The organism is Citreimonas sp., from assembly GCF_042096055.1.
Classification (GTDB): Bacteria; Pseudomonadota; Alphaproteobacteria; order Rhodobacterales; family Rhodobacteraceae; genus Citreimonas.
The window spans coordinates 19293-27533 of the sequence record NZ_JBELMH010000044.1; the positions used below are offsets into that span (position 1 = coordinate 19293).

At 66.5% G+C, this 8241-nt stretch carries 8 protein-coding genes; 1 reads left to right on the forward strand and 7 read right to left on the reverse strand.

Features of this window, described 5'->3' with window-relative positions; translation table 11 throughout:
* The first annotated feature begins 20 nt into the window (after nt 1–20).
* Nucleotides 21–830 carry an IclR family transcriptional regulator gene (locus ACFDTC_RS11105; protein WP_375258943.1) on the forward strand — a complete coding sequence of 270 codons (810 nt, stop codon included), beginning with the start codon at nt 21–23 and terminating at the stop codon, nt 828–830.
* A gap of 19 nt (nt 831–849) precedes the next feature.
* On the opposite strand, the gene ACFDTC_RS11110 is transcribed toward ACFDTC_RS11105, so the two are convergent.
* From ACFDTC_RS11110 to ACFDTC_RS11140, 7 genes are all read right to left on the reverse strand, one after another.
* Nucleotides 850–1995 (reverse strand): iron-containing alcohol dehydrogenase, encoded by a 1146-nt coding sequence (locus ACFDTC_RS11110; RefSeq protein ID WP_375258950.1) that lies wholly within the window; start codon nt 1993–1995, stop codon nt 850–852.
* Between the two features lie 103 nt (nt 1996–2098).
* Nucleotides 2099–3823, reverse strand: coding sequence for an ABC transporter substrate-binding protein (locus tag ACFDTC_RS11115; RefSeq protein WP_375258944.1), 1725 nt, complete (start codon nt 3821–3823; stop codon nt 2099–2101).
* A 63-nt stretch (nt 3824–3886) separates the two neighbouring features.
* On the reverse strand, nt 3887–4159 hold the full coding sequence (locus tag ACFDTC_RS11120) for a DUF2160 domain-containing protein (RefSeq protein WP_375258945.1): 273 nt from the start codon (nt 4157–4159) through the stop codon (nt 3887–3889).
* A 15-nt stretch (nt 4160–4174) separates the two neighbouring features.
* A complete protein-coding gene (locus tag ACFDTC_RS11125; RefSeq protein ID WP_375258946.1) occupies nt 4175–5047 on the reverse strand; it encodes a carbohydrate ABC transporter permease in 873 nt (290 codons plus the stop codon).
* A 3-nt stretch (nt 5048–5050) separates the two neighbouring features.
* Nucleotides 5051–5926, reverse strand: a complete 876-nt coding sequence (locus ACFDTC_RS11130; RefSeq protein ID WP_375258947.1) for a carbohydrate ABC transporter permease — start codon at nt 5924–5926, stop codon at nt 5051–5053.
* On the reverse strand, nt 5926–7017 hold the full coding sequence (locus ACFDTC_RS11135) for an ABC transporter ATP-binding protein (protein ID WP_375258948.1): 1092 nt from the start codon (nt 7015–7017) through the stop codon (nt 5926–5928). The genes ACFDTC_RS11130 and ACFDTC_RS11135 overlap by 1 nt, the downstream gene beginning before the upstream one ends.
* 9 nt (nt 7018–7026) lie before the next feature.
* Nucleotides 7027–8115, reverse strand: a complete 1089-nt coding sequence (locus tag ACFDTC_RS11140) for an ABC transporter ATP-binding protein (protein WP_375258949.1) — start codon at nt 8113–8115, stop codon at nt 7027–7029.
* Between the last annotated feature and the right edge of the window lie 126 nt (nt 8116–8241).

The window sequence follows — 8241 nt, forward strand, 5'->3', positions numbered from 1 at the left end:
GGTCAACAGCCGAGGCCGCCGTGACCAACATTATGCGAGCCAGCCCGCCGGGCCTGAGCGAAAACGAGGCACAGGAAACGGGCGCGCTGTTCGTGCGCGCCGCCGGCCGCGCGATGCAGGTCCTTGCCGCCTTCCACCAGGCCAGCGGACCGCTCAGCCTGTCCGAAATCGCGGCCCGCGCCGACATCGACAAGTCGGCGGCGCAGCGGCTGGTCCACACGCTGCTGACGCTGGGCTACCTGCGCCGCGGGCCCGACGGGCGCGGATATCTGCCGGGCATCCGGATCCTAGACACCACGCTGGACCTGCTGCGCCTCGACCCGATGGTGCAGAAGGCGACGCCGGTGCTGCTCGAGCTGCGCAAGACCGTGCGCGAACGGGTCGACCTGAGCCTTTACGACGAGACGCGGCTTGTCTACGCGCTGCGGATGCAGAGCAAGCGCGAGACGTTCTACGCCACGCTGGTCGGGCACAGCGTCCCGACCTTCTGCACCGCCGGCGGCCGCGCCGCGCTATCGGTCCTGCCCGACGACGCCGCGCGGGCGATCGTGACGCGCACGCCGCTGCACGCCTATACCTCGCGGACCGCAATCAGCGTCGACCGGATCATGGAGGAGATCGCGCAGGCACGCGTGGACGGCTACGCCGTGGTCGTCGATGAGTTCGTACAGGGCGAGGTCGCCATCGGCGTGGCCATCGCGCGCGACGGCGTGCCGCTGGGCGCGCTGCACGTCGCGGGCTCGCTTGCCGAATGGACACCCGAGGACTTCGTCGAGAAGGTGGCCCCGCTGGCGACGGAAGCCGCACGCGCGATCCTGGGCAGCCTTTAGTCGGCCAAGGCGCCGGCGATCACGCGTCGCTGGACTGCTCGATGATCTCGACCAGAACGTCGGGCGCAAGCATGACGGGGTTCGCCTTCATCGACGAAGCGCGCGCCGCTGCATCGGCCCAGTCGCGGCGATCGGCGTCGGTGGCGGCGGGCAGGCGCGGCAAGTCGCTGCCGTCGATCCAGCGGGCGAACGCGTCGAGCGGATCGGCGCCCGCCTCGCCGAACGCGGCGTCGATCCACGCGGAGACCTCGTCGAAGCGCGTGATCGCTCCGCCATTGGCGGCGATCGCTTGTCGGTTGGCGCGCAGCACGGGGATCAGCAAGCGGCCGCAGATCGCGCCATGTGCCATTCCCGTGCGGCCGCCGATCACGCCCGCAAGTCCATGCACGGCCCCCAGCCCCGCATTGGCAAGCGCGATGCCGCCCAGCAGCGAGGTCAGCGCCATCGCGTCGCGTGCCTCGGGGTCTTCGTCCTCGATGACGCGGCGCAGCGCCGTCAGCCCGCGCGGAATCGCGTCGCGGCACAGCGCGTCGGTGACGGGGTTGGCGCGCGCGCTGAGGTAAGGCTCGATCACCTGCACGACCGCGTCGAGCCCCGACGCCAGCGTGACGCCAGCCGGGCAGCCGTCGGTCAGCCCGGGATCGACGAAGGCGTGCACCGGGACCAGCCGCGGGTCGCGCAGGGACACCTTCACGCCCGCATCAGGCACGCCGATGACAGCGTTGCGCGTCGCTTCGGCGCCGGTTCCGGCGGTGGTGGGCAAGGCGACAAGCGGCAGCGGGTCGCGCTCCAACGGCATTCCGCGACCGACCCCTTCGAGATGGTCCAGCACCTCGCCCGCCTGCGGCGCCAAACCGGCGATCGCCTTGCCGAGGTCGATGACCGACCCGCCGCCGATGGCCACGACACAGTCGGTGCCAGCGTCGCGCGCCGCGGCGCGGCCCGCCTCGACCTGGGGCAGCGTGGGCTCCCCTTCGCCATGCAGGACAGTGACGGTGCAGCCCTCGGCCTCGATCATTGCGACGAGACTGTCTGCGTAGGCCGCCGACCGCCCCCGGACGACCAGCACGCGGCGGCCCAGCGCGGCAATGGTGGCGGCCGCGTCGTCGGCGCAGCCGCGGCCGAACCGGACGTTTCGGGGCAATGCGAGGGCGAAAGGAGCGATCATGGCGAACCTATGAAAGGGTAACGTAAAAAAAGACGCGCCCCGCGCGATACCGCACGGGGCGCGCCCGGACCGGGGCGGGCCCGAGGGCCCGCCGTCAGCCTCAGTTCTCCCAGGACTTGATCAGCTCGTCGTACGAGATGGTCTGGGGCTCTTCGTCCTCGTTCTCCAGCTTCGCCTTGGGCGAGCCTTCCTGCGAGAGCCAGTACTCGGGGTCACGCTCTTCGTTGAGCTTCGGCCCGATGTCGCCCTGGATGCCGGCACGCTCTATCCGCGCCATCACCTGCTCCTGGTCCGCACAAAGCGCGTCCAGCGCCTCCTGCGGGGTCTTGGCGCCAGACATCGCGTCGCCGATGTTCTGCCACCACAGCTGTGCCAGCTTGGGGTAGTCCGGCACGTTGGTGCCGGTGGGCGACCATGCGGTGCGCGCCGGCGAGCGGTAGAACTCCACGAGACCGCCGAGACGCGGCGCGCGCTCGGTGAAGCTTTCGTGGTTGATCGAGCTGTCGCGGATGAAGGTAAGGCCGACGTGGCTTTTCTTCGTGTCCACGGTCTTCGACGTGACAAACTGCGCATAGAGCCATGCGGCCTTGGCGCGATCCAGCGGCGTGGACTTCATCAGCGTCCACGAGCCCACGTCTTGGTAGCCGATCTTGGTGCCCTCGGTCCAGTAGACGCCGTGCGGCGAGGGGGCCATGCGCCACTTGGGCGTGCCGTCCTCGTTCATCACCGGCAGGCCGTCCTTGACGGTGTCGGCGGTGAAGGCGGTGTACCAGAACATCTGCTGGGCGACGTTGCCCTGCGCCGGAACCGGGCCCGCCTCGGAGAAGGTCATGCCGGCGGCGGCGGGGGGCGAGTACTTGTTCAGCCACTCGATCGCCTTGGTCACGGCGTAGACGGCCGCGGGCGAGTTCGTCGCGCCGCCACGGGCCACGCAGGACCCGACCGGCTGGCTGTTCTCGTTCACCCGGATGCCCCACTCGTCGACCGGAAGGCCGTTGGGTTCACCCTCGGAGCCCATGCCGGCCATCGACATCCACGCGTCGGTGTAACGCCAGCCGAGCGACGGGTCCTTCTTGCCGTAGTCCATGTTGCCGAAGACTTCGCCCTCGACGCCCATGTGCGACAGGTCGCGACCGGTGAAGAACTCGGCGATGTCCTCGTAGGCCGACCAGTTGACCGGAACGCCGAGGTCATAGCCGTATTCCTCGCGGAAGTCGGCCTGGTTCTTCTCGTCGTTGAACCAGTCGTAGCGGAACCAGTAGAGGTTCGCGAACTGCTGGTCGGGAAGCTGGTACAGCTTGCCGTCCGGCGCGGTCGTGAACTGGGTGCCGATGAAGTCGTCAAGGTCGAGCGTCGGCGACGTCACGTCTGCGCCCTCGCCGGCCATCCAGTCGGTCAGATTGCGCACCTGCTGGTAGCGCCAGTGCGTGCCGATCAGGTCGCTGTCGTTGATGTAGGCGTCGTAGATGTTCTCGCCCGACTGCATCTGCGTCTGCAGCTTCTCGACGACGTCGCCCTCGCCGATCAGGTCGTGGGTGACGTTGATGCCGGTGATGGCGGTGAAGGCCGGGGCAAGGACCTGGCTTTCATAGGTGTGCGTGGTGATCGTTTCCGACACGACGTTGATGTCCATGCCCTCGAAGGGCTGGGCCGCGTCGATGAACCACTGCATCTCGGCTTCCTGCTCTTCGCGGGTCAGGGCCGACAGATCGCCGATCTCCTCGTCGAGGAACTGGCGTGCCTCTTCCATCCCGGCGAAGGCCGGTCCGGATGCGAGGCCTAGCGCAAGCGCCAGGGCCGTGGTTGATTTCAAACTCAGGTTCATAGGTTCCTCCCTTTTTATCGAACCGTTCGTTTCGTAGTGCGCGCGGCTCCTACCGCGCGTCTCTCACACCCAGCGGAAGACCGCCGCGGCGTAGATCAGGCAGACGACCAGGGCGAACGGCTGGTTCACCCCGACCAGTCCCAACCAGGCCAGGTTGATGAAGGCCGAGCCCAGAAGCGTGATGAAAAGTCTGTCGCCGCGCGTGGTCTCGATCTGCAGCACGCCCTTGCGGGGCGTCTCGGGGCGCTTGACCCCGAGGATCGTGAATGTGACCAGCAGCAGGGCGATCACGACGAAGAAGATCGCGGTCGGCCAGGTCCATGCCATCCATTCCATGTCCGGGTCCCTCCCTTACACGCGGCCCAGGGCGAAGCCCTTGGCGATGTAGTTGCGCACGAAGTAGATCACGAGCGCGCCCGGCACGATCGTCAGGATGCCGGCAGCGGCCAGCACGCCCCAGTCGATGCCCGACGCGCCTTGGGTGCGGGTCATGATCGCGGCGATGGGCTTGGCGTCGACCGAGGTCAGCGTGCGGCTCAGCAGCAATTCGACCCACGAGAACATGAAGCAGAAGAACGCCGCCACGCCGATGCCGCTCGCGATCAGCGGCATGAAGATCTTCACGAAGAACTTCCCAAAGCTGTAGCCGTCGATATAGGCCGTCTCGTCGATCTCCTTCGGGACGCCGCGCATGAAGCCCTCGAGGATCCAGACCGCCAGCGGCACGTTGAACAGCGTGTGCGCCAAAGCGACGGCGATATGCGTGTCGAACAGCCCCACCGACGAATAAAGCTGGAAGAACGGCAATGCGAAGACTGCCGGCGGCGCCATCCGGTTGGTGAGCAGCCAGAAGAACAGGTGCTTGTCGCCCAGGAACGTGTAGCGGCTGAAGGCGTAGGCCGCCGGCAGCGCCACCGCGAGGCTGATCACCGTGTTCATCGTCACGTAGATGATCGAGTTGACGTAGCCGAGGTACCATGAGGGATCGGTCAGGATCGTCTCGTAGTTGGCGAAGGTCAGGTCATTCGGCCACAGCGTGAAGTCGTTCAGGATCTCGGTGTTGGTCTTCAGGCTCATGTTGAGCAGCCAGTAGATCGGCAGCATCAGGAACAGCAGGTAAAGCGTCATCACCACGACCGAGCCCCTGACCTTGACGCGCCGGCGGCTGCCGCCGGCGGTCAGGTCTTCGGGAATGCGCGATGTCGTCGTCGTTGCGTCGGCCATGGCTCACATCCCCCGTTTGTCGAGATTGGTCATCACGGTGTAGAACACCCAGCTGATCGCGAGGATCACCAGGAAGTACATGATCGAGAACGCCGCCGCGGGGCCAAGGTCGAACTGACCCAGCGCCATCTTCACGAGGTCGATGGACAGAAGCGTCGTGGCGTTGCCGGGACCGCCGCCGGTGACGACGAACGGCTCGGTGTAGATCATGAAGCTGTCCATGAAGCGCAGCAGGATCGCGATCATCAGCACGCCCATCATCTTGGGCAGCTCGATGTAGCGGAACACCTTCCAGCGCGACGCCTGATCGATCTTGGCGGCCTGGTAATAGGCATCGGGGATCGATTTCAGGCCGGCATAGGCCAGCAGCGCCACAAGCGACGTCCAGTGCCAGACATCCATCACGATGATCGTGACCCAGGCGTCGAAGACGTCCTGCGTGTAGTTGTAGTCGATGCCCAGCGCGGCCAGCGTATTGCCCAGCAGGCCGATATCGACGCGGCCGAAGATCTGCCAGATGGTGCCGACCACGTTCCACGGGATCAGCAGCGGCAGCGACATCGTCACCAGGCAGAAGCTGGCCCAGAAGCCGCTTTTCGGCATGTTGAGCGCGACGAAGACGCCCAGCGGCACCTCGATCGCCAGGATGATCCCCGAGAACATCAGCTGCCGGCCCAGCGCGTCCCACATGCGCTGGGATTCCAGCATCTCGCGGAACCACATCAGCTTGTCGTCGAGCGGAAAGAACTCGCCCCCGAACGTGTCCTGGATCGAGTAGTTCACCACCGTCATCAGCGGGATCACCGCCGAGAACGCGACGAGGATCAGCACGGGCAGCACCAGGAACCACGCCTTCTGGTTTACGGTCTTGGTCTGCATCAGGCGGCCTCCTCGTGTCGGCTGCGCGGCTCGACGCGCCAGTCCTCGGCGTAGACGTTCACGTGCGCCGGGTCGAAGTGCACGCGGGTCATGTCGGCGCCGATCTCGTCGCCCTCGTCGGCGATGATGTTGATGTCGGTGCCGAAGAAGTCGGCGCGCACGATCTTGTGGCGCCCCACGTCCTCGACGCGGCGGATCTTCACCGGCAGCCCCTCGCCCGCCGTCAGCGTCACGAATTCAGGCCGCACGCCGATCTCGACCTTGCCGCGCGGCGTGTCGTAGGCGGCGCCCAGCGGGATCTCGGTCCCCTCTACATAGGCGCGGTCGTCCTCGACCCTCGCGGCGAGCACGTTCATCCCTGGCGAGCCGATGAAGTAGCCGACGAAGGTGTGTGCCGGCCGCTCGAACAGCTCGTCCGGCGTGCCGATCTGCACCACACGGCCGTCATACATGACGACGACGCGGTCGGCGAAGGTCAGCGCCTCGGTCTGGTCGTGGGTCACGTAGATCATGGTGTGACCGAAATCGTGGTGCAGCTTCTTCAGCTGGGTGCGCAGCTCCCACTTCATGTGCGGGTCGATCACGGTCAGCGGCTCGTCGAACAGCAGCGCGTTGACGTCCTTGCGCACCATCCCGCGGCCCAGGCTGATCTTCTGCTTGGCATCCGCGCCGAGGCCGCGCGCCTTGCGCTTGAGCATGTCCTCCATGCCGATCATGCGCGCGATCTCTTGCACGCGTTCGGCGACGTACGACTCGTCCCGGCCGCGGTTGCGCAGCGGAAAGGCCAGATTGTCGTGTACGGTCATCGTGTCGTAGACGACCGGGAACTGGAACACCTGCGCGATGTTGCGCTCGGCCGTCGGCGCGTGCGTCACGTCCTTGTCGTCGAACAGGATCCGGCCCTGGCTGGGCTGCAGCAGCCCCGAGATGATGTTGAGCAGCGTGGACTTGCCGCAGCCCGAAGACCCCAGCAGCGCATAGGCCTGTCCGTCCGCCCAGTCGTGGTTGAGCTCCTTGAGCGCGTAATCGTCCTCGCCCTGCGGGTTGGGCAGGTAGCTGTGCGCGAGATTGTCGAGCGTGATCTTGGCCATGATACCCCCTTACGCCGCCAGCGCGTAGGCCGCGGGCGCCACCAGCGCCCCGTCGCGGTCGAAGATGTAGACGTGACGCGGGTCGAGATAGACGCGCAAGTCGTCCCCCGGCGTCAGGTGGCGGATGCCGTGGATCAGGCCGACCCAGCGTTCGCCGGCGTGATCGAGATGAACGAAAGTCTCGGACCCGGTCAGCTCGGTCACGACGAGTTTCGTCTCAAACGCCATCGCGTCGCCGGCGTGGCGGTCGATCTCGACATGGTTCGGCCGAAAGCCGGCGGTGTAGCGGCCGTCGGGCAGACCCGCCAGCTTGCCCGTCGCCGGCGCGCTCTGGCCGTCGCCGAACATCAGCTTGGCCCCGGTCTTGGACACTGGCAGGAAGTTCATCGGCGGATCGCTGAAAACCCGCGCCGTTGTCGCGTCGACCGGCTGGCGGTAGACCTTCGGCGTCAGGCCGAACTGCGTCACGCGCCCTTCCCACAGCGTCGCGGTGTTGCCGCCCAGCAGAAGCGCCTCTTCGGGTTCGGTCGTGGCGTAGACGAAGATGCTGCCGGATTCCTCGAAAATGCGCGGGATCTCGACGCGCATTTCCTCGCGCAGCTTGTAGTCGAGGTTGGCCAGCGGCTCGTCCAGCAGGACGAGGCCCGCGTTCTTGACCAGCGCACGGGCCAGCGCGCAGCGCTGCTGCTGCCCGCCCGACAGTTCCAGCGGCTTGCGGTCGAGCATCGGCGTCAGCTTCATCATCTCGGCTGTCTCGCGCACGCGGCGGTCGATCTCGGCCTTGTCGACGCCCATCAGCTTCATGGGCGAGGCGATGTTGTCGTAGACGCTCATCGACGGGTAGTTGATGAACTGCTGGTAGACCATCGCGACCTTGCGGTCCTGCACGCGCACGCCGGTGACGTCCTCGCCGTTCCACAGAATCCGCCCCGTCGCAGGCGCGTCGAGCCCGGCCATAAGCCGCATCAGCGACGTCTTTCCGGACAGGGTCGGCCCCAGCAGCACGTTCATCGTGCCCTTTTCCAGCGTCAGGTCGGTGGGGTGGATATGCGTCTGCCCCTCGACGACCTTGGACACGTTCTTCAGTTCCAGCGTCATCCCTGTCTCCTCATTCGGCCGCGCGGGCGGTGCGGTCACCGGCCTCGGCCATCATCCATTCGTCGAGCGCATCGATCTGCTGCTTCGTCATGCGCAGGCCGAGCTTGTTGCGGCGCCAGACGACGT